Raw genomic sequence first — 20,547 nt, forward strand, 5'->3', positions numbered from 1 at the left:
GCGCGTTTACTGTGGCTCGCACCATGCGCCTGTCCATTACATGTATTGGCGTATCAACCCCTCGGCCAGCAGCCGCCATCCATCCATGGCCACGAAGAGAATGAGCTTGACCGGCACGGAAATCGTCACCGGACTCATCATCATCATGCCGAGCGACAGCAAAATGCTCGAGATCACCAGATCCACCACAACGAACGGCAAGTACAGATAGAAACCGATCGTGAACGCGCTCTTGATTTCGCTCAATGCGTAAGCCGGCAGCAAGGCAAAAATCGATGGCTGCACGGCGTCGCCGGCCACACCATCGGAACCGGTCTCGGTCCTGGCGAAAAACCGGACCAGCGCGGGATCCGAGTATTTTTCCAGATATGTGCGATACGGCCCCGATACCTCCTCGATCGCCGCCGCCATATCCCGGGCATTGCGAATCTCGCCGGTACGATTCGAATAGTCGTCGTACATGGCGGTGGTGACCGGCATCATGACAAACATCGAGATCAGCAGCGCGACGCCATTGAGAGTCATGTTGCTCGGCACTTGCTGCAGCCCCAATGCATTGCGGATCATGATGAAGACGATCGAGAACTTGACGTAGCAGGTTCCCGACGCAATGAGAAACGGCAACAGCGCGGAGGCGCTGACGACGGCAATGAGCGGAATATCGTTAAACATTCATGTCGTCGCCAAACCATTGCGTCACACATACGCCCAGCCGCCCGTCGAGCTGCACCAGTTCCCCGCTACCGATCCAGCTATCGTTGACGCGAACCTCCACGCGTTGCTCCGCACCCGGCATCATCTCGATCATGTCTCCCTTGACCAGCGTGCGCAGTTGCGCGAGCGGCATGCGCTGGCGCTGCAACACGAACGTCAACTCGATCGGCAACCGCTCGATGCTCGCGCCCGGGATGAGCGTCGTATCGCCTTGCGTTGACTCCATGGGCTCTTCCATCACAATCGTCTCTCCTGTTCGCCGGTAGCCACCGACGGTGAATCCTTGGCAACTCACCCGCGCCATCGGGTCGCGCACCAACAGTACGTCGCCCGGCGCAATGCTTCGTAACGTTGAAAGCCGTACGCGGCTCGATCCGACCTCAAAATCCAGCACCATCGCCAGTTGCTCGAATACGTGGCTTGCCGCCTCGTCAAGGCGGTCGGATACCGTTACATGCGAGAGCCACACGACACACTCCCGCGCCGTCACCCTGATCAGCCCGGCACCACGCAGCCGTGCCGGCGAGACCGGCTTGCCGACATGCACTCGTTCGTAAGCCAGATCCGGAATGCCAAACGCGATCGGCTGGTCCATCGACGACATCATCTCGACAGCCAATTGCTCGTTGCCGGAACTGCGTGACAGCGCCCCCAGTTTCGGGGACTCGTGCGTCAGCCACTCGAGAGGGTCGAGCCATCCTGCCCAACGGCCCCCTTCGTCGCTGACCGGCACCCAGTTTCCGTGTTCCGGGCTCGGCGCCATCTGCGCGTCCCATCCCTGCCGGGACCACACGGCGACGGCATGTTGCATCCGGTGCAGCGATGCATCAATGGCGCGCAGTTTCAGCATATGCGCTCCGTGTCGTTCGCCTGCGGATCGTCATCGTCCGGATCGCCGCCGTTACGCTGCTGCGGATTGCCCGAATGTTCGTGCGCCAATTGCCACGGCTCGCCGGCCGCGGCTTGCCAGTGCATTTGCATGCGCTGCTGCACAGCGTCGCTCGACGGATGCAGGACAAATCCGGCGCCCGCCCCGGTTCCCTGAAATTCGACTCGCACGAAATGACCTGTCCCCCAACTCGATAACGGGTAGTGCATATCTCGCCCCTTCCCCTGCGGTGTGCCCTCGGTGTCAGCGCTACGATTCGCAAACGATTGCTTCGGCGCCGCGCCACTGCCGAGGGATACCGGCACCCTGCCGCCGCCCGGCATCGGACTCATCGCCTGCCCGATCAGGACGCCCTCCGTTGACGCACCGACGATTCGCTTTGCAACGCGAGCGTCAGACAATACCGGGGCATCGTCTGCGCTTTCGGGCGGCTCCCCGCCCGACTTCGCCGTCGTTATGCCCTCGGTTGTCTCGCCTGCCTCCCTGCCGCCGACACGCGTATTCGCGCCGGGCGCGTCCGCCACCTTCGGCCCCTCGTCGCCGGACACAGACCCTGCGGCGGTTGGCCGATGCGGCGCACCGACTTCGTACGCCGACGCGTCGCGCCAGGACGTCGTGGGCCCGGAAACCTCTTTTTTTTCGACGGACACGTTTGCCACGTATGTCATGTATGCCGCGTCCGGCCCGCGCCCGGGCGCCACGGCCTGCGCGCTGCGCCGCAGCGTCCCGCCGTTGGTCATCGGCTGCGCGAAATCCTGTGGCGCCTGAACGCCCAGGGCGCCGGGGGACGAAGCCGCCACGTCCTTTTGCACATCGTCGCGCAACGATCGTCGTCGCAGTTCGGCCCCGAAGGCGTCCGACAGCGCGACGACCGGCATCATGTCGGCGGCGGCGGGCGGCGTAGCGGCCGATCCTATCGAGATTTCGTCCATGCGATACGCTCCTCCAACGCCTCTGTTTGCTCTCTCGCCTGCTGCAACGCCAAAACACGACTCAAGACAGCCCCCCACCGCTGATAGCGATCCGCGCGCTTCATCCAATACCGCAGCTGATCCTCGCACCGGCTTCGATCGATGCGCACCTGCGCCGCCCGGTTCTCCAATTCGGCAATTTGGCAGGTCAGCTCGCGCCGGCGGCGCCGAATTGCCGAATGCGTGCGCAGCTCGCTCGAAAGCGCGGCGAGATCGAGGGTCCGGTTCTCGATTCCCCTGCCGTCAAGCAACAACGCCATCGCCTGAAATTGCCTGTCCAAGGCGTCGATGTCCTCCGTCAGCTTTTGCTCCTCGCCATGCAGCTTCCGTATCTGATGCGCTTCCCGCGCCTTGGCGTCTTCGCAACGGCGCTGCATCCGTTTGATGTCAGTGAATGATTTCATCGAGCCACCGAAGCGTCTGTTCAAGCGTGGAACGTTCGCTGATCGCCTGCTGCAACCAGCCGTTCAACGCGCCGCTGGCCTGCAAGGCGCGATCGTCATCCGCGTTGTTGCCCATTTGATAGTCGCCGTACTCGACCAGCGTCTGCAGTCGCTCAATGCGCGCCAACATCGCGCGCGCCCGACTCGCCGCCTGCCAGTGCTCCGGGCTCGCCACCCGCGGGCCGACGCGGCTAAGGCTGCGCAGAATGTCGATCGCAGGAAAGTGATGCCGCTCGCTCAAGGGTTTGCTCAAATAGATATGGCCGTCGAGGATCGAACGGATTTCGTCGGCCATCGGATCGGGCTCCTCGTCGCCTTCGAGCAGGACGGTATAAAACGCCGTGATGCTGCCTGTTCGCGTGGCCCCGGTGCGTTCGAGAAAATGCGGCAGTCCGCTATACACGGAGGCCGGGAACCCTCGGCGCACCGGCGGCTCGCCCGCCGCCAGCGCAAGATCGCGGTGCGCGCGCGCGTATCTCGTCAACGAATCGATGAACAGCGCCACGCGCATCCCGGCGTCCCGGAAATGCTCCGCCGCGGTCGTGGCCAGCAATGCCGCGTTGCATCGTTCGGCAGCGGAATAGTCCGAGGCAGCGAACACAAGCACGCAGCGCTGCATCAGGGGCGAGTGCCGCAGTTCGTCCACGAACTCCGCGATTTCCCGCCCCCGCTCGCCGATCAGCCCGACCACGACGACATCGGCCTCGACCCCGCCCATCAACATCTGCAGCAGCGACGTCTTGCCGCAGCCGGCCGGCGCAAAAATGCCGATGCGTTGTCCCGCGCCGCACGGCAGCAAACCGTCGATCGCGCGCACGCCGGTATGAAACCGCGTGTCGACGCCCCGGCGCTCGCCATATCCCGGCGGCTCCGCCAGCAGCGCCCGCTCGGGGGCAACGGTATGCACCGCCGGACCGGCATCGAAGCGATCAACGATCTTCCCCGACGCATCCAGCACTGCTCCCAGCCAGGCATCGCTGGGCCGGCACTTCGCGGCGGCGCCGGTGGGTTCGACAAGCGATGATCGCGAAAGGCCGTCGGCCTGTCCCAGCAAGCTCAGAATCGCCTTGTCCCGCGAAAAGCCCACCACCTGGGCTTGCGCGGCCGGCTCGCGGTCTTCCCAGCGACGACGCACGAGGCATATCTCCCCGATCGAGACATCCTTCAGTTCCGCCTCCAGGATCGGTCCCGAAAGCCGCGAGGGTGTGGCCAAGCGTTGCAGAAATCGGCGAGGCTTCATGGTCATCACACCGTCTTGAGCACGTTGACCGACAGGCCGTCGACCAATTCGCCGAACGACATCACGTCGACCTCACGGAGCCGGCTATCCATCAGCTTCTTGATGAATCGGCGAATGTCGACGGCGGCAAGAAGCACGAGATCCAGATGCGATCGGCCGGACGCGTCGACGGCCAGCGCGATGCGCTCCACAATATCGTCCGCATCGGCCGGGTCGAGATTGAGGAACGCGCCTGCCGGCGTTTGCCGGATACCCCGGCGCACCCGGTCCTCCGTCTCCGGGGACAGCATGATGGCGCGCAACTCGCCGCCATCGGCAAACTTGTGGCAGATATAACGCCCGAGCGCCCCCCGCACATGCTCGACCAGATTGATGACGTCCTTCTCCTTGGGCGCCCACAAGGCCAGTACTTCCAGAATCAGTTTCATGTTGCGCACCGAAATGCGCTCCGCGACCAGGCGCTGCAGAATCTCCGTGATACGTTGCAAGGTCACGTGGCGCAGCACTTCCTTGATAAGATCCGGGTAGTTGTCTTCGATGCGGTCGAGCATCGTTTTCGTTTCCTGAATGCCAAAGTACTCGTTGACGTTATGCGACAACACGCCGCACGCCAGGCGGTAGAGTTCATCGGCCGGCGAGCGCACCGGATGATTCAGTTCGCTCAACAACGCTCCCTGTTCCGGCGTGACCCACGCGCACTTGCCCCGCTGGGGGCCCGATTCGACCGGCGACAACTTCAGCGCATCGATCTCGGGCGTGTAGGTCACGATGCGCACCCGATCGAAATGCACGACGAATTCGTCGGCACGCACTTCGTTGATGAGCAAGCCGACATGATGACGTGCGACCTTGTCCGACGTGCGCAGCGTCACCTCCGGCAGCTGCACGCCGAAGTCCAGGAAAAACTGACTGCGCAAGCGCGCCGTAAACTGGTCGCGCACGAGCGCATCGGCACAACCTTGATGCACGATCAGCACCAGCGGAACGGCGACGTTCGGTATGTCATTCAGGTTATCGATCAGGGCCAGCGAGCTTTCGTCGCGCGGTGGCTGCAGCGGCGAGTTTGCATCGGGACCGCGTCCGCCCTGCCCCTTTGGCACACCCTGCACAGACGTCGGGCGGGTGAAGTAGCACATCGCGGCAAGCGTGGCAGCGAGCAGGACAAAGACCTCCCAGGGAAAGCCGGGTAGGGCGCCGACGAGCAAGGACAGCGCGGCGGTCGCCGCCAGCACGAAGCGATTGCCCGTCAATTGACGCACGATGCTTCGCCCCATGTTGTCGTTATCGCCGCCGACACGCGTGACCACGAACCCCGCGCCGACCGAGATCAGCAAGGCCGGGATCTGCGCGACCAGTCCGTCGCCGATCGTGAGCGACGTATATGTCGTCATGGCGCCGGCAAGATCCAGTCCGCGCTGCGTGACGCCGACGGCAATGCCGCCGATCAGATTGACGAGAATGATGACGATGCCGGCGATCGCATCGCCCTTCACAAACTTCATGGCGCCGTCGAATGACCCGTAAAGCTGACTCTCGCGTTCGAGCTCGGAGCGCCGTACGCGGGCTCCTTCCGCGTTGATGATGCCGGCCTTCAGATCGGCATCGATGCTCATCTGCTTGCCCGGCATGCCGTCCAGCGAAAAGCGGGCCGCGACTTCCGCCACGCGCTCGGAGCCCTTCGCGATCACTATGAATTGCACGATCGTCACGATGGAGAACACCACGAACCCGACCGCAAGACTGTCGCCGATCACGAACTGGCCAAACGTGTCGATGATCTTGCCCGCATCGGCGTCAATCAGGATCAGACGGGTCGTGCTGATTGACAACGCCAGCCGGAAAAGCGTGGTTATCAGCAGCATCGACGGGAACGACGAGAAATTCAGGATGCGCTCGATGTGAAACGCGCCGAGAAACAGCAGGATCGATATGACGATGTTGACGCCGATCAACAGATCGACGAGAAATGTCGGCAGCGGCACGATCAGCATCGCAACGATGCAGACGATCAGCACGAGGATGATCAGCTCCGGCCGCTCTCGCATGCCGCCAAGAACAAAATTCGACAGTCCCGCTTGCACTTGCCTTCTCCTCGTCATTGGGCCCGTTGTTGCGCCAACGCGGAAATGGGGGGCGCGAATCGCGCCGCCTCATCGATCGCGAACGGGCGCTCCCATCGTTCAAGCCGGTATGCCGTTTGGGCCAGGTGCTCGAACTGGTGCAGCAATGCCAGCTTGATCGCCGGGTCGGCGAAGATATCGTCGGGCAGCGACCCGCATGCGCAGCGCAACATTTCGATAAGTTGGCCGTGATCGTCGTAGCCGCGCTGCATCGCGCGCTCGGCGGATATTTCCGCCAGCAGCGAGTCAAGCGACGCCGGCCGGGAAAGAATTCCGACATAAAAATAAATCCAGTCCTTTTCGCGGTCGTTGAACGACATGGCACACCGGCTCGCCATGACTTGCCCGATGAACGCCGCTTCGCCGGAGCGCAGGCGCCTCACTTGGCACAAACGCCCCAGCAGATTGCCGAATTCCGCGGCGCTGCAACTCGGCACGATCGCGCGGCAATCGTCCACCAGTGCGCGCTCCATGAAATGAAGCACGTCAATCCTCCGTTGATGCCCGAAGGTGGCGATCCACGACGCGTAGACCTCGATATCCGCCGACTGGCTCATCAGGAAGGATCGGTACGCCGCACGCAACAGCGATGGCGTGACTTCCATTGCACTGCCAAACAGACGTGCCTTGAGCGCGCAGTTCATGCCGCCATAAAGCGCCTTCGGCGGCGCCTCGGCGGCGACTTCATCGCGCAGCGTTTGTAGTATCGCGTGGCGCTCCGGGTCCCCGCCGCCACACTGCTGCAAAAGCGCCCGGATCGCCAGAAAGCGATCGGATACGTCCGGAAAGCGCTCCCGCAGCATTCGCCGCAAATGGTCCAGCGTGGCGTAGGGGGCGGACTGGATCTTCTCGATGTGCGCCGGTGCCTCTTCCTCGAGAATGCGCTCGTAACTCTCTTCCATGCGCGTGCGCTCGTCGCCGTATTGCCGGCGCACACGAAATTGGGTCATGCCCGCGGACATTTCGTCCACCATTTCCGCTGCGCGCCGCATCTGCGCGACCGGTCCGGTATTCACCAGCTTCACGCCGCGCAGCGCCGGCCCGGTGGCGTCGTCGTCGGCCACCGTGCTCTCTCGCCTGAGACGCCCCGCTTTGACATTGCGCGGCGATTCGCGCGCGTCGATACGCGGCCGGCTGGCGACGCCGGCGTCGATACGGTCAAGGCCTGCCATGGTCTCTCTCCGGGTTGGTTGAAACGGCGCCGGGCTGCGAGAGCGCAGCGCGCACGTCCTGTTGCAGGGCATCCGGCGACGGGTCCGTCGCCCGGATTACCTGCGCCGAGAGATCGCTGGCGTCCCGCGTGAGCGGGCCATCGATTTCCCGGGGCTCGATGAGAAAGAGCCGCACCGAGTTCGACCGGCTGACGCTGGAAAACCGGAACAGGCCGCCGATCAGCGGCAGGTCGCCCAGCAACGGCAACTTGGATTCCGACGTTTCCTGACGATCCCGTGTATATCCGCCAACGAGAAGGCTCTTGCCCTTCGGCACCCGGGCGACGGTGCTGATGTGAGTACGAGACACGATCGGCAACGGGGGCGTCCTGTCGCCGTCCCGGCCCGGCGGGGCCATTTTGCCGCCGTCCTCGATATTCAGGCTCATCTGAACTTCGCCGCTCGGCGTGAACCGGGGCCAGACACTGATCATGGTACCGAAGGTGATCTCACGCAGATCGGTGGACCGCTCGGCCAGCAGCGGCACGTAGGTCGTTTCGCTGTTGTCGAACAGCGCCGGCACATTGTCCTGCGCCAGCACCACCGGCCGCGAGACGATGTTCGCGTCTCCCTGCGATGCGAGCGCGTGGATGGACGCAAGAAAGCGGGCGCCGTCCAGGGTGGTGACCGACGCCGTGGAATTGAGCGTCACCCCGAACCTGCCGCCCACGTTGAGGCCGCCAGACCACTGCACGCCCATCGCGTCGAACGCCTGCTTGTTGACGTCGATGATCCAGAGAGACAGTTCAATATGGCGCTTCGCAACGTCGAGCCTGGACGCCAGCGTCTTGACGAGCGCGATATCGCTTGCGCTTCCGCGCACCAGAAGGCTATTCGCGTCGGAATAGGCCACGACCGCGACGTTGGGGCCTTCGGCGATGATTTCCTCCGTCTCGCCATCGTGCGCGGGCGGGAATTTGGCCTGCCCGGGATCCGTCCGCACGGTGCCGTCCGGTTCGACGGACGCCAGTCTGGCCTGGTCGTCCTGCACTCGCGCGCCCGCTTGTGAGGGTGCGGCGAGCAGCGCGGTGAGGGTGCGGGCCAAGCCCGGAACGACTATCTTCTGGTTTCGCAGGTCGTAGGTTCTGTCAGCGACGGACGCATGATGAAGTCTGACAACCTCGACGGATTCGCTCAACGAAGCCGCCGTGGCCGGCACCCGATCCATCATCGTCGCGGCATTGACAACAAGATCGACATAGACCGGCGGGCCCGAAACGTAGAACGTCGCCGCACGACGGTCGCCTCGTAGCGGGTAGCGGCGATCCGCCAGTCCTGCATTGTCGAGGTAAGCGACGATGTCGTCATAGCTGGCGTTGCGCAGCGACACCGTTGCATTGCGCATTTCACCGGCGTCATAGACGTAGATCGCCTGCCCGTCGTGGTACCAGATCAGGCCCAGCGAGAGCGCAACCGAATCGAGCAGTTTTTTCGGATCGTCAAACTTGAAATCTCCCGTCACCTGCTTGCGCGACGCCAGCTTGCTGACAATGATTGGCTTGCGCAATCGCTCCGAAAGGGCATCGAAGAAGGTGCGCAAGCCATCGTTGTTCGCAACGTAACCCGCTGCCGGCGCCTGTGCCGCCGCCTGCAGACCTGCCTGCGCAAACGCCTGCCCCGACAGCGCCAATGCCGCCATGCACAACGAAACGTTCCTCAAATTTCTCATTTCTGCGTCGCTCGCAGCGATTGCGTGATGCCCTTCGGCGACATTCCCGTCAGATCGCGGATTTCGCTCGAGAAATGAGACGAGGATGAATAGCCGTTGCGCAACGCAATTTCCGTGAGGCTCGCGCTCCGATCGGCCACTTCCAACATCGAGCGCGCCATGCGCCACTCGCGCAGCGCCGTCTTGGTTGCATCACCGAGCGCGTTGCGACACAACCGTCGGAAATGTGAATAGGAAACGCCATAACGCTCGCAGAAACACTGCAACGTGCCGCCATTGGAGGACTCCGACAGCAAAAATCTGATGATTCCGTAATTCTCGCTCCGGCGCAGCATCGCCAACATGGCTCGAACACTGGCCGTCGGCGCCAGAACTTGTTTCAGGAACCATGCTTCGCAGCATCGTCGATCCGTCCACGCGTTCGCGCCGCTCAAGCGGAACGTATTAAAGAATGGACGGTCGCCGCCGATCGGTCTTTCCGGCGGATTGGCCGCATCAAGAAACGCCAGCAGCTTGATCAGGATTTCCAGCCGCACCGGAAAGAAGCAAAGATCGCCGGCATGCACAGTCAGCTCGCCGCGCTCCAAAAACACGAGTCCCCGCCATCCGGCGGGTAGCCTGACACGGTGCCCGTACACGCGCGTTTGGAACGCAATCTCCGTTGGCGCGACAAGCGGTTGCAAAAGCCACATTTCCGGTTCGTTTGCGTGCCGCTGGTGGCGGGCATTCATCGTAAGCATGCTTCGAAATATCTTGGTGTTTTGCATCGTCTGTTCCCATTGCTGACACTTGCCTCATTCATCGTCTTCTCCCATGCGCCTGCCGGCTCCCGTGCACGCAGGCATCGCCCGGCGACGGCAAAGTCGTGCGCGCAGTCACCGGCATCAGGCATCTTCGTCCGCGTTGTAGTCGTGCGAGCCTTTCAGAAGATTCGTTTTCCATATCGGAAGCCATAGACCGAAAAACCAATCCGCGATGTCGGGATCGCACGTGTCGCCATCCATGGGCGCACCCTTCTGCGGCGCAGCACATGTGTCGGCCTGCATCGCATCGCGCACGCGGCTATCGATAGCCGTCGTGTCCGGACGGGCATCCATCGGCGTTGTCGCCAGTAATATCGTCGTGCCGGATATCTTCAATGCTCGCTCCCTCTTGATTGACTGTTGTGTCCCGGATGCCCGCACCCTGCAACGCCGCATCGATCGTGGCGTGCAACCGCGTCATGGCATCTGACGTGATCACCTGCGCGGCTTCGCTCACGTTGGCCTCATCGGCGCCGATTTCCGGTCCGACTTCGCTCAGGTATCGCTCGGGATCGAATTCGAGCACCTGGTCACCGCACCAGATCCACATCTGTGTGCCATCGTGATAGTCAATCGCCACGCCCTCATGCCAGGCTTTTGCGATACCCGCGGCGATCTCGTCGTGCCGCTTTCTCAAGCTTTCGGGAAGCCTGATGCTCAACACGCCGGTCAACTGCGCGCCCTGAAGTACCGCGAGCCCTTCGTCAAGCGTCGCGAGCAACGCCTGGGGATGTGAGACTGCGCCGCGCAGCAATTGCCGCACCTCATCGGCGATTTGCCGGCGCCGGTCCAGGCACCATGCGCGGGATGCGGCAAAATGCGCCGCGGCGTCAGTCAGCGCAGCAGCCACACCGGCCTGATAGCCCTCGCGCGCCGCGGATCTCCATGAAGCTTCGATCGCCGCCATCGACTTGAGGGTGTACTGCTTGGCCCATCGCCGCCCCTCTCGTTCGATGCGCACGACGGCGGCCGCACGCGCCAATTGACGCCGATCGACGACGACGCCATCAACCGCCGTCGTCAGGGGGGACCCCGGGATGTGTCTTGGCATATTCGAAAGCAATCACGAACAAACGAACGTCGGTGGATCGAGCGAAGAGCAACGCCTGCCCTTCGCACGGCGGGAACAACAGTGGCACGCGCTGGCGCAACGGCTCCGGCAACGAACTCGCCAGCGCAATCAGGCGCCGCGCGCCGTCCACCAGAAGGGCGCGATGACTGGGCGCCTTTCCGGGCACTGACGTCGCCGGCTCGATCAACGGCAGCAATGCAAACTTTGCCGCCCATTCCGGCAATCGCAAAAGGGCGCCGCGTTGACACAGCCCCGCACGATGGTGCTGGCATCCCAACAAGTAAGCGATTTGCGGCAATCGTTGCCAATGCTTGAGCCACAGGCGCTCCACGATCCCGATATGCTCATGCGGCCAATGCACGGTCAGTCCCTGGCTGCGAATCAGAAAATCGTTGATGATGCGGCGTTGCCGGGGCGCCTTGCAGGCGTCGAACGCCGCAAAGCGGCTGGGGTGGATATAGGACACGGGATCGAACATCGCCGCACGCCAGGCAATCGCGCATTCGCGCCACGAGTTCTGCCGATTCTCCTGCGGCTGACGATCACGCATGCTTGTCGCTCCCCTGCCGCGCCGCCGCGTTTCGTTGTCGCGCCCTGAAGAGGCCGGCCGCAACGGCAACGACAATCGCCAGTACGCCGCCTGCGGCCCACTTCCAGGCCATGCCCGGGGTGTCGGGCGCCGTCAGCATGACTGGCCTCACAGGCGCTATCTGGGGTGTCAGCACGACGGAAATGTTCTCGTAGTTCACCGCGTCGAAACTATTCCTCAAGAAACGCTTGATGTCGTTGATCAGCGCTGCCGGCTCCGTCCCGGTGGCGTACACGGCAAGTACCGCCACGTGAGGCTGCTTTGCCGCCTGGTCCGGCGTGCGCTCATCCATGTCGTAGCCGAGTTGCACGCGCACTGACAGAAGGCCCGGCAACGTTTTGAGCGACTGCTCCAGACGTTGCTCGATCGCGGAGTACAAGCGAGCCTTCTCCGCTCGCGGCGACGCCACCAGCGAATCGGGCGGAAACATTTGCGACACCTCCACACGAGGCCGCGAGGGAAGATCGTAAGCCCTCAACCAGTCGACGGCCGCAGGGAAATCCTCGGGCCTCACCGTGATCGAAAAGCCCGCCTTGCCGCCGTCTGTCTTGCGCGCCTCAATATTGTGGCGAGACAACACCGACACCACTTCATTGGCCTGCTGCTGGTCCAATGCGCTCAAAAGCGTTTCCTTGCTACACCCCGCAAGGAGTGCGGCGATAACCAGGATGCGAAACAGGCGCGTCATGAACGAAGCAAGGTTTCCACGGCCCCTGTCACCTTGCGCGCCAACGCGCTGATCAGCGAGACGCCGAGGTTGTAATCCGCGGTCTTGACCTGCAACGACAGTGCCGTTGCAGGATCTAGCTTGCCGCCAAGCAGTTCCGTAATGCCTCGGCGTTCATTTTCGAAGCTGACCGACGCATCGGCATATGCCTGGATCATGCGCTTTTCAAGCGACATGGAAGACGTAACCTCGCTCGGCGTGGATATCGTCGGCAGGCGGGTTTCGAATGACGATGTAATCTGCATGGCGGCTCCTTGCCGGATATCGCTTATCGAGTGTTGCTGATGGTTCCGGCCGAGGTGTCCTTCAACGCCTTGACCGTCGACGACTGCGCCTGGCGCATCGTCGTGTAGTCGGCGAGCTTGGCCTGGAACCTGGCCAGTACGCTCGGATCGGACGGCTTCTCTTTCAACGCCTCCAAGGCGTCGTTGAACTCCTTCTGAAGGTCCACGATCTTGTCGACGAACGGTTTCGAAACGTCATACATGTAACCTGTGCTGGTATCCGAAGCATTAATGCTTGACATGATGTCTCCTGTGTCAATGTAAGTTGCGCACGAAATTCCAATGTGCCGGGCCGTTCTTCACATAACCGCCTCCGCCATATCGGTACGACCGGTTTTTCAACGGATCGTCGGCCAGATCCACACTGAACCTGACGTAACGCGTCCCCCACCGGCGCGCAAACTCGCCGGTAAACTGCTGCATGCGTTGCAGCTGGATATCATCGAGCGTCGCCACTACGTGAAATGTCACGCCGTCCGCCGAGCGCGTCATCGAATAGGGGAGTGCCTGCCGGGACATACCTTCCTCGGCTTGCTGCAGCACATCGACGTCGCTGAATCCGATGACGCGGACTTCCTCCACGTAAGGAAACCTCGCCTTGAGCCCGTCGTTCACCCTGCGGATGTTTCGCAGCGAAATGTCGCTGCGCTCACGGCTCACCCACAACGCGGGGTGGCAGGCATCGTCGAAATGCAGCTGGAAAAGCGCGATGCCAAAATCGGCGCCATCCAGCCATGCAACGATGCGTTTTCGCTCGTCGTCTTCCCCGACGACACGCACGCTGGCCGCGTACGGTGTCTTTGATACGGCGCGCCGCATCCGGGCGGCGTCATCGCTTTGCCTGGCCACGATATATACGTCGCCCTTCCTTGAGCCAAGCACTTGGTAACGCGCCTCGTCGATCCGCAACGCATTGGCAACGTCCTTCGCCTGCCGGCGCGGCGCTGTCTCCAGACGCTGGTAGACAATCGTGGCCAGGACAACCGTCACACTGATGACGGACGCCAGGACCATGCCTCGCTTGAAGGCGCCCGCGCCGCCACGCAGATCCTTGCCCGTATGTCCGGACCGCTCGGCTTGCAGCGCGACCTCACTCCAGGCATCCAGCCACGGGCGAATTGCCACGCGCATGTTGCCGACGTTGACAACCTGCTCGGGTCCCACGGCAAACACCGAGCAATCGTGGTCATGCAACACCCGGATGTGAATGCCTGGATGATCCTCAACATCAATCAGGACTTCAAAATTATCGCCCGGATCATCCATGGGAATGAACACGGCGTTCGTTGGCATTTCCGTTTGCCATCCCCGGTCGAGCAAAGGATCGCTCGGCCCGACGACGAAAAGGGAAACTCCCGTCAATAGCGGAAATTCACAGCCACGCAACGGCCCGTTCAGCAGCCGCAGCATGGCACGCGGCAACTCCGCGGAAGACATTTCGTGCGCGTCTTCGTCACCCATATTCTCCCCTTACCCTGGACGTCTGCTCCGCGTCACAACGAACATTTCACTCAACTCGCAAGCCATGGAAACGTATCCGAAAGCATCACGCCTTGCAGCGATGCTATGACCAGAATGCAGAAACCACATGATGAAAATATTTGGGAAATATCCGATTCGATCAGAATTCCCGCCGATGCGGTACAGGCCAACCGGAGGCAGGATTCGGCGGTGCGTCATTTTGACGCGGCCGTTCGCCGGTCGCGGGGACTGCGCCCGCCTATGGCTAACGAGCTGTGAGCGCCGGCCTCGCCAAACATCGCTGGCGCAAGCATGGCATCACCGGTGTTCAGAAGCGGTGGCGAATTCCCGTGGCGATCACGGTCTGCGCACTGGCGGCAAGTACACCTGACTCTTTGAATAAGCCCCCGAGCGCCGCGTGTTGCGTGCGCGTGACATGCCGGTATGAGCTTGTCAGGTACACGTCGGTGCGCCTGGACATGGAATGTGCGATTTGCAGCGTGACCGTATGCCGATGCGAAGCAATATTGCCCCCGCCGGAATTGCGCTTCCTCGCGCGCGTATACGTGTATGAGCCCGACAGGGACACTGCTGGCGTCAACAGGTAGTGGACGTTCAACTCATAGTTGTTGAAATTGAGATCCGTCACCGCGCGTATCCGCCGTTGGCCGGTCAAATCCATGGCGATCATGTTCGGGAACCGGCTTTGCGTCCACACGGCGCCAACGGTTGCCGGCCCCATTGCGTAAGATGCGCCGAGACCGAACCTGCGCTGCTTGCCGGCGGTGAAGGGCAAGCCGGTAACGACCCACCGTCGGTTGGTGGGGGAAAACATGGTTCCGCCGCTCATTTCGAGGTAGCCGCCGGCGATACGCAAGGGACCGTTCGCATACGACGCCGCCACGCTGAAGGCGCGATTGAGTTTCGTGTAGTTATCCCGCTTGCTCGGAAAGCCATACATCGCGCCGAAGCTGAAGCCGCCGTAGTTCACGCTCGAGTATTTGACCGCATTGTCGAAGCGTATCGAGTTCCCAAGATTGTCGTTGTCGTACGGATGCGTGGCGACCGCGCCGCCGTAGCTGCCGCCGATCAATGCGAGTGGCGCGAGATGGTCGACGAGCGTGTCGTACTGCCGGCCAAACGTGAGCGTGCCGGCAGAGGCAGTCGAAAGACCGACGAATGCCTGGCGGCCGAACATGCGGTTGCCCTGACTGGACTTGCCGTTACCGATAGAGAAGCCGTTTTCCAAAGTGAAGATGGCCTGGGTACCGCGACCCAAGTCCTCGTTGCCGCGCAGGCCCCAGCGACTGCCATTGACGAGGCCGCTCGTCTGCTGCCAGTTCGCGCTGCCGCCGTTGTTGGCGACGTACGAGATGCTGGCGTCGATCAGCCCGTACATCGTGACGCTGCTTTGTTGCGCCTGCGCGGCTATCGGGAAGGTGCCGGCAAGCGCGGCGACGAGCAAGGTACTTTTCATTAAGAACACTCTGGAAATGGATGATCGAGCCGAGCGCGATCGCGAGCGCGACCGCGATGTCCCCGTCATCACACCGCGCCGCGGCGCGCGAGATGCGTTTCGGCGGAGGGGTCATGCGCTGGACCGGGGTAGCGTCCTGGAGCGCCCCCGCAGCCTGCGAAGATTCGCACAGGGTGCGCCAGGACGGCTTCCAAAAATCGACCATGACCGACGCGCATCTTACGCCGGCGGTGTGTCAGCAGTCCGGGGGCGCACGCCCCCCCCTTACACCTCGTCGGCCGCCACCTGCATCATTTCGCTGACCGTGCCCGGTCCGACGCGCATCGCCGCCATGCGCTCCAGATCGATCGGCGTGATAGCGAAAGTTGGCCGGGCCGGCACGCCATATGGTTCATAGGCATCGCCGAGGCGACTCCCGAGGTGCTGTCCAAGGGCCTCCTCCCACGGGTCGAGCGCCGTGAAACGCGCCAGACCGAAGTTCGCGTCATAGAAATACGGCAGTACGGTACCGTCGGCACGGTATTGGACGCCTACCAGCAAACTATGTGAACGTGTGCTCAGCAGATAGGCGGCCGATCGCAGTCCGGTGCGCAGAAGCCACTTGACCTGGGTCAAATCGAGCGTCATGGCCGATGATTTTCTCGCCCGCTCGACGCCAACACCGGCACGCAATTCCGTGAGCTGGCGCCTGAACGCAACCGCGTCGCGCCCCGCCGGCAACGCAACGGCGTTCGCGACGCGCGCCATGAGCGGCACTTCCTGCCCCTGGTGCAACGCCACGGCCATGACGCTGCATAGCGACGGGCCGAACCCCGTATCGCGCATGTCTTGCGCGCCGATACGGATGGCTTGCGCCATGGCATTGAAAGTGCCTCCGCGTGCCACAACGTCCCGCTCGACCAACGTGCCGACCCGGTGCGCAGCGGCAATGGCCTCCGTACGCCTGACCTCCTCCAGACGCCTGTGCAGCGTTCCCAGCAGCCTCGGATCGTCGATATGCCTGCTGACGAAGTTCAGCTTCAAGGCGTCGCTCGACAGTGCCGGAAGTTGCCAGCTCGGGCCCGTTTGTTCGACACCGGCGCGGAAGGCGTCGCGCACGGCGGCGTCCTCCGATCGCTCCATGGCCAGCAGGCGCCGGCGATATTCCGTGTCGATGATGCGGTCGTAAATGTCACGGTCAGGTGCCGCGAGCATCCCCTCGACGATCGGCCGGACCGTTTCGTGGTCGCCACGAACCTCCCATTTGAAGAGGCCGTTCTGCCGCACCGGCAACCCGCGGGGCAGGACACCTTCCGGGTCCGCCATGTGCCAGGTGCGGACCGCCGGATCGTACTCGATGCCATATAGCGCCGTCTCGGTTTCTGCAAACAGATGCCCTTGGTGATGATAGACGTTGGGCGAAACAAGCTCCATCTCACTGGCCGGCACAGTGCTCTCATAGGGTCGCAGGTGCCTGGCGTTGAAACGCCGCCACCTGACGTATTTCGAAGCCACGATGCCGGCGAGGGACACGCCGCCCACAATCGACGCATCGATCACTGCCATGGTGCCGCGTTCGCTAACGTCGGTATCCGGCGCATCAGTGCACATCAAACCCAAGCTGAGTTCAATGCCAGACAGCGCGATACTCACCGGCAACAGGCGCGGCGCGGCCCATGACGCGAGGCCGACGATGTCGTTGACGATCCGCAGCGCATCCAGCGCGTGAGCGATCATGCTCCCGGACGCCTCGGCGCTTCTGACGTCAAGCGCACGAGCGTCGAGATTCGCCTTGAGCCGGTCGGTCATTGCTTTGAAGATGTCGCCCGTCACGGGCGAACCGGCCTTGACCACGTTGGCAGCGTACAGCGATCCGTCGGACAGACCATCGATGACGCCATTCACGCTGGCCCGGCCGGTTTCCGCGAGCTGCGCCTTTGCGAAAGCGCCGGTCAGGACGTGACGCCGCGTCGCGTTCGCAGCCTGTTCAGTGACCCACGCGTACAGTTCGCCACGGTCTGCGAACTCGCGAAGGGTCGCAGGGTTGCTCAGCGGGCCATAGAGCAGCATGCAGCCGGTCCCGGTGCCTGTTATCAGCGCCATGTCCGAGGCATGTTCGCCGAGCGTCAGCCAGGATATGGCCACACCCGCGACCGGGCGCGCATGCTTGTCGAACAGGCCCTGCAGCGTCAGAGGCCGCGAATCGTTGCGCCGTGCCAATTGCCGGGCAAGTGCCACACCGGCATCCGAAAGGTCCGCGTTCATACGCATCAGGAAAGTGTCGACCATGAAGGTCCCCTCAAGCACCTTCCGGATGTCGTCGGTGTGTTTACGCCAGAACGTGTCGATACCGGCGAAAAAATGCCGGCGAAATGCGGGGATATTGATAGCACTCTGCAGGTCGAGCGGCCGCAATGCAAGCTCGTTGGCAGCACTGAAACTCGCCGCTTCGGGCCCCTGTGAATAGATGCCGCAACGCTCCTTGACAGGATCGAGCGCAATCGGCGTTCCGGTGATTTGCCGCGTTGCGAATTCCGTGAGCGTCATCGATGACTCGAGTTGGTCGCGCGGGATGATCCCGGGCTGCTCGAGCCCTCGGCCGTCAGTCGAAGCGTCGGGCGGTATCCGGCGAAACACGTGGAACCAGGTCGTGTCGGGATTGACCGCGAGGTGGAATTTGTCCTTCAGCAAGCCCCTGACGTGCCGAAAGATGTCGCGCGGGAGATTCGGCATGCCCGCCGAGATACCGCCTCGCACCTCGATCAGTTCGGCGAGCTGGTTGACTATTGCATCCGGCACCTGAAGCCGTTGCGAAGGTGGCAGCCACCCCGGCCCGCCAGCCACCTCCGATGTCGCCGTGCGCGCCAACGCCCGCGCCAAAGTGCGCCCCGATGCGCCCGTCAGCCATTGTAGCCATGCGCCCGTGCGATCCGGGTTCGAATGCCGCGTGATGCCGAACTCGATGTCGTCGTCGATGGTCTGCAGCACACCATCCGCCGTGACGGCAACGATGTCTTCAGCGACCGCCCTGACCTGAAACGATGGCGCCCGCGCGTTTTGTGCCTGCAGGGGCAGTCGGCCGATCAGGCTTTGATAGACGTTGTCGTCACCCGACGGGCGAATTTTGTCGCAGAGTTCCGCGAACGTCGAATATTCCGTGAATGGGGTCGGACTGCCGCTCAGATAGAGCAAGCAACGCCCACCGCGCGACACTTCGTCGTTCGGCGGCGCCGCTACGACAAACGCGCCGGCAGGCGCGAAGACGTTGCCGTCCGACGCGACGCACTCCAGTTCGTACGTGACGATGCCGACCGTTTCGGCGTCGCTGTGCGCACGGCTTTGCGCGTCGCGATCGCGCAGCACGACCTGCGCCAACCGGAGTCCGTCGGCCGACAACTGCCCCGCCTCGTACTGCTGCAGGGCTTCGCTTTCTGCCATGCGTCCCATTCTGGCGGCAATTTCATTGCGGACATCGACACCTCGCGGCCCCTCACGGGCCCAAAGGTCCCTGACGGCTTCGCGATAGCTTTGTAGATAGTCGGCGTTATGGATCGTCGCCAGAACGTCACCAATGTCCAGGCCCTTGATTTCCTCTTCCGGAAAATAGCGGCCCATGCCCTCGTTGCGCGTATACAAGCCATAATCGGGTCTCGACTCGCTGGGGGCGTCCTGCGCATTCTCGATGATTGACATGGCCAGCTCGGTCAATGTCTGAGACATTTGCAGTCCGTGACGTTCGTTGCCGTACGTGCCGTCCTGCGCATCCCGAACCGGCGCGAAGAACTTGAAACGATTGAAATAGACCTGGTTCGAATCGATCGTGACGCCGTCGATATTTACGGCGCGCGTCAAGTCTTCGCTCAATCTCCGATGCACGTATTCGCAAAAGGAAATCAGGCCCCGGGCAATATCACGCAAGCCACGATGATCGACTTCGCGCGCCATCCGTGCGGCGACCAGAGCGTTCAATCGCCGGCTGGCTGCCGAAGTGCCAAGAAAGCCCGGCAATGTCGGGGCGTCAACCATGCCGCGGGCGGTCCTCGCCGGCGCCATGTCCCCGCTCGGGGCGCTGCGTCTTTGTCGCACCCGCAGGCTTGCGGCGGAGAACATTTGCGTGGCGGCTGGCAACGTCAAGGCGGGCGGCAGCGAGACGAGGTCCGGGCTGTCAGCCGACGCGTTGCGCCGTTCATGCACATACAGGAGCACGAGCATTTTCGCAGCGCCCTCCGATGACGCCACTTGCAGGGCTTGTGCGAACCGCGCTGCAAGCCATTGCGACCAGCGCTCGCGATGGGCGCCCTCAGCCTCCCGGCTGCCCTCGCCAAGTCCGGTTTCTGCCGGGGGAAAAGCACGCATCGCATCGCCCAGCGGCGTCAACAGCGCCACCAGTTGATCTTTCCAGCCGTATTGCGCAGCATTTCGCGCCGCACGTGGGTGCCAATCAGCCCACTGCTTCATCTCGCGAATACTGCGCGCCGAGCTGAGTTGCTCGCATAGCTGCACCAGCGAGACATCGGCAGCGCGCTGCTCGATGCCTTGGGCCAACGCCGCCAGGACAGCCCATTCAAGCTCCACATGGGAAATGACGATGTTCTCGATCATCGGGACGCCGGCGCTCAGAAATGCCGACATTTCCGCCGCCGTTGGCGGATTTTCTATGATTGCCAACCCGAGACGAAGCCCCGGCTCGTCGTGACACTGACGCACCAGATCCGCCTGCGCCACGCCAAAACTGTGCAACGCCGCCTGCACGCGTGGCGGCAGATCCGCGCACTGCTCGGCCAAACCGCATCCACCCGGTTGATGAAGACCCTGCGAGCGGTGCATTCCGCTCGAAATTTTCATACTCATTGTCATCCCCCAAGAACACCAGATCCACCAGGCAAGCCATTGCAGAA

At 62.6% G+C, this 20,547-nt stretch carries 18 protein-coding genes; all 18 read right to left on the minus strand.

What is annotated here, in order from left to right; all coding sequences use genetic code 11:
• Positions 1 to 36: 36 nt before the first annotated feature.
• Positions 37 to 672: an EscR/YscR/HrcR family type III secretion system export apparatus protein gene (locus PTE30175_RS06120; protein ID WP_150696176.1), complete on the minus strand. Its 636-nt coding sequence runs from the start codon at positions 670 to 672 to the stop codon at positions 37 to 39.
• Complete coding sequence (gene sctQ / locus PTE30175_RS06125; RefSeq protein ID WP_150696177.1) at positions 665 to 1,564, minus strand: type III secretion system cytoplasmic ring protein SctQ; 900 nt, start codon at positions 1,562 to 1,564, stop codon at positions 665 to 667. Before sctQ ends, PTE30175_RS06120 begins: the two co-directional genes overlap by 8 nt.
• A complete protein-coding gene (locus tag PTE30175_RS06130; protein ID WP_150696178.1) occupies positions 1,558 to 2,535 on the minus strand; it encodes a SpaN/EivJ family type III secretion system needle length determinant in 978 nt (325 codons plus the stop codon). The genes sctQ and PTE30175_RS06130 overlap by 7 nt, the downstream gene beginning before the upstream one ends.
• Positions 2,517 to 3,002, minus strand: coding sequence for a hypothetical protein (locus tag PTE30175_RS06135; protein WP_150696179.1), 486 nt, complete (start codon positions 3,000 to 3,002; stop codon positions 2,517 to 2,519). Before PTE30175_RS06135 ends, PTE30175_RS06130 begins: the two co-directional genes overlap by 19 nt.
• Positions 2,962 to 4,257 carry a type III secretion system ATPase SctN gene (gene sctN / locus PTE30175_RS06140; protein ID WP_150696180.1) on the minus strand — a complete coding sequence of 432 codons (1,296 nt, stop codon included), beginning with the start codon at positions 4,255 to 4,257 and terminating at the stop codon, positions 2,962 to 2,964. The genes PTE30175_RS06135 and sctN overlap by 41 nt, the downstream gene beginning before the upstream one ends.
• A gap of 5 nt (positions 4,258 to 4,262) precedes the next feature.
• A complete protein-coding gene (locus PTE30175_RS06145) occupies positions 4,263 to 6,338 on the minus strand; it encodes an EscV/YscV/HrcV family type III secretion system export apparatus protein (protein ID WP_275938949.1) in 2,076 nt (691 codons plus the stop codon).
• Positions 6,339 to 6,352: 14 nt separating this feature from the next.
• The gene (gene sctW / locus PTE30175_RS06150; protein ID WP_191628866.1) at positions 6,353 to 7,549 is read right to left on the minus strand and encodes a type III secretion system gatekeeper subunit SctW; all 1,197 of its coding nucleotides are present in this window, start codon (positions 7,547 to 7,549) and stop codon (positions 6,353 to 6,355) included.
• On the minus strand, positions 7,536 to 9,257 hold the full coding sequence (sctC, locus tag PTE30175_RS06155; protein WP_150696182.1) for a type III secretion system outer membrane ring subunit SctC: 1,722 nt from the start codon (positions 9,255 to 9,257) through the stop codon (positions 7,536 to 7,538). Before sctC ends, sctW begins: the two co-directional genes overlap by 14 nt.
• A complete protein-coding gene (locus tag PTE30175_RS06160; RefSeq protein WP_224788621.1) occupies positions 9,254 to 10,024 on the minus strand; it encodes a helix-turn-helix domain-containing protein in 771 nt (256 codons plus the stop codon). Before PTE30175_RS06160 ends, sctC begins: the two co-directional genes overlap by 4 nt.
• Positions 10,025 to 10,141: 117 nt before the next feature.
• Positions 10,142 to 10,354 carry a hypothetical protein gene (locus tag PTE30175_RS06165; protein ID WP_150696183.1) on the minus strand — a complete coding sequence of 71 codons (213 nt, stop codon included), beginning with the start codon at positions 10,352 to 10,354 and terminating at the stop codon, positions 10,142 to 10,144.
• Entirely contained in the window at positions 10,320 to 11,111 is a 792-nt protein-coding gene (locus PTE30175_RS06170; protein WP_150696184.1) for a hypothetical protein, read from the minus strand. Before PTE30175_RS06170 ends, PTE30175_RS06165 begins: the two co-directional genes overlap by 35 nt.
• Positions 11,068 to 11,682 carry a type III secretion apparatus protein OrgA/MxiK gene (locus tag PTE30175_RS06175; RefSeq protein WP_150696185.1) on the minus strand — a complete coding sequence of 205 codons (615 nt, stop codon included), beginning with the start codon at positions 11,680 to 11,682 and terminating at the stop codon, positions 11,068 to 11,070. Before PTE30175_RS06175 ends, PTE30175_RS06170 begins: the two co-directional genes overlap by 44 nt.
• A complete protein-coding gene (locus tag PTE30175_RS06180) occupies positions 11,675 to 12,409 on the minus strand; it encodes an EscJ/YscJ/HrcJ family type III secretion inner membrane ring protein (RefSeq protein ID WP_150696186.1) in 735 nt (244 codons plus the stop codon). The genes PTE30175_RS06175 and PTE30175_RS06180 overlap by 8 nt, the downstream gene beginning before the upstream one ends.
• Positions 12,406 to 12,693, minus strand: coding sequence for a type III secretion system inner rod subunit SctI (gene sctI / locus PTE30175_RS06185; RefSeq protein ID WP_150696187.1), 288 nt, complete (start codon positions 12,691 to 12,693; stop codon positions 12,406 to 12,408). The genes PTE30175_RS06180 and sctI overlap by 4 nt, the downstream gene beginning before the upstream one ends.
• Before the next feature lie 23 nt (positions 12,694 to 12,716).
• Entirely contained in the window at positions 12,717 to 12,974 is a 258-nt protein-coding gene (gene sctF, locus PTE30175_RS06190) for a type III secretion system needle filament subunit SctF (protein ID WP_150696188.1), read from the minus strand.
• Between the two features lie 13 nt (positions 12,975 to 12,987).
• Positions 12,988 to 14,193: a PrgH/EprH family type III secretion apparatus protein gene (locus tag PTE30175_RS06195; RefSeq protein ID WP_150696189.1), complete on the minus strand. Its 1,206-nt coding sequence runs from the start codon at positions 14,191 to 14,193 to the stop codon at positions 12,988 to 12,990.
• A 328-nt stretch (positions 14,194 to 14,521) separates the two neighbouring features.
• Positions 14,522 to 15,670, minus strand: coding sequence for a porin (locus PTE30175_RS06200; protein WP_150696190.1), 1,149 nt, complete (start codon positions 15,668 to 15,670; stop codon positions 14,522 to 14,524).
• A gap of 264 nt (positions 15,671 to 15,934) precedes the next feature.
• On the minus strand, positions 15,935 to 20,500 hold the full coding sequence (locus tag PTE30175_RS06205; RefSeq protein WP_150696191.1) for a dermonecrotic toxin domain-containing protein: 4,566 nt from the start codon (positions 20,498 to 20,500) through the stop codon (positions 15,935 to 15,937).
• Between the last annotated feature and the right edge of the window lie 47 nt (positions 20,501 to 20,547).

Origin of the sequence: Pandoraea terrae (genome assembly GCF_902459695.1) — a bacterium.
Classification (GTDB): Bacteria; Pseudomonadota; Gammaproteobacteria; order Burkholderiales; family Burkholderiaceae; genus Pandoraea; species Pandoraea terrae.

Excerpts from the sequence above, each read along its gene's own strand:
- PTE30175_RS06175 (WP_150696185.1), bottom strand. The coding sequence starts at position 11,682 with ATGCGTGATCGTCAGCCGCAGGAGAATCGGCAGAACTCGTGGCGCGAA.
- sctC (WP_150696182.1), bottom strand. The coding sequence starts at position 9,257 with ATGAGAAATTTGAGGAACGTTTCGTTGTGCATGGCGGCATTGGCGCTG.
- PTE30175_RS06120 (WP_150696176.1), bottom strand. The coding sequence starts at position 672 with ATGTTTAACGATATTCCGCTCATTGCCGTCGTCAGCGCCTCCGCGCTG.
- PTE30175_RS06195 (WP_150696189.1), bottom strand. The coding sequence starts at position 14,193 with ATGGGTGACGAAGACGCGCACGAAATGTCTTCCGCGGAGTTGCCGCGT.
- sctQ (WP_150696177.1), bottom strand. The coding sequence starts at position 1,564 with ATGCTGAAACTGCGCGCCATTGATGCATCGCTGCACCGGATGCAACAT.
- sctW (WP_191628866.1), bottom strand. The coding sequence starts at position 7,549 with ATGGCAGGCCTTGACCGTATCGACGCCGGCGTCGCCAGCCGGCCGCGT.
- PTE30175_RS06130 (WP_150696178.1), bottom strand. The coding sequence starts at position 2,535 with ATGGACGAAATCTCGATAGGATCGGCCGCTACGCCGCCCGCCGCCGCC.
- sctF (WP_150696188.1), bottom strand. The coding sequence starts at position 12,974 with ATGTCAAGCATTAATGCTTCGGATACCAGCACAGGTTACATGTATGAC.
- PTE30175_RS06205 (WP_150696191.1), bottom strand. The coding sequence starts at position 20,500 with ATGAGTATGAAAATTTCGAGCGGAATGCACCGCTCGCAGGGTCTTCAT.
- PTE30175_RS06160 (WP_224788621.1), bottom strand. The coding sequence starts at position 10,024 with ATGCAAAACACCAAGATATTTCGAAGCATGCTTACGATGAATGCCCGC.
- PTE30175_RS06180 (WP_150696186.1), bottom strand. The coding sequence starts at position 12,409 with ATGACGCGCCTGTTTCGCATCCTGGTTATCGCCGCACTCCTTGCGGGG.
- sctI (WP_150696187.1), bottom strand. The coding sequence starts at position 12,693 with ATGCAGATTACATCGTCATTCGAAACCCGCCTGCCGACGATATCCACG.
- PTE30175_RS06170 (WP_150696184.1), bottom strand. The coding sequence starts at position 11,111 with ATGCCAAGACACATCCCGGGGTCCCCCCTGACGACGGCGGTTGATGGC.
- PTE30175_RS06165 (WP_150696183.1), bottom strand. The coding sequence starts at position 10,354 with ATGGATGCCCGTCCGGACACGACGGCTATCGATAGCCGCGTGCGCGAT.
- PTE30175_RS06200 (WP_150696190.1), bottom strand. The coding sequence starts at position 15,670 with ATGAAAAGTACCTTGCTCGTCGCCGCGCTTGCCGGCACCTTCCCGATA.
- sctN (WP_150696180.1), bottom strand. The coding sequence starts at position 4,257 with ATGAAGCCTCGCCGATTTCTGCAACGCTTGGCCACACCCTCGCGGCTT.